This is a genomic window from Kitasatospora phosalacinea (assembly GCF_000717185.1).
Classification (GTDB): Bacteria; Actinomycetota; Actinomycetes; order Streptomycetales; family Streptomycetaceae; genus Kitasatospora; species Kitasatospora phosalacinea_A.
Genome location: NZ_JNYE01000317.1, coordinates 1 through 253 on the forward strand (window position 1 = coordinate 1; position 253 = coordinate 253).

Sequence of the window (253 nt, forward strand, 5' to 3'; positions counted from 1 at the left end):
TTCAGCACGCCGGTCGCCTTCACGACCTCGCGCACCGCCTCGAAGACCCGGTGCGGTCGCGTCGAGCGGGCCAGTCGGCGGCGGAAGTAGGCCAGCAGCGACGAGTCGAACGCCGTGTCGTGCAGGCCAAGGCCGCAGGCGGCCTTCCACCGCAGGTCGCAGCGCAGTTCCTGCACCGTCTCGAAGTCGGAAAGGCCGTGCAGGGCCTGCAGCGTGATCGCCGCGGCCAAGACCTGCGGCGGCATGCTCGGCC

Annotated in this window: 1 protein-coding gene; it reads right to left on the reverse strand. The window is 71.5% G+C overall.

All coding sequences use genetic code 11. The annotated features are described in order from the left end of the window. A partial coding sequence (locus OO57_RS38195) for a transposase (protein ID WP_199811412.1) occupies positions 1-253 on the reverse strand: 253 nt, incomplete at both ends.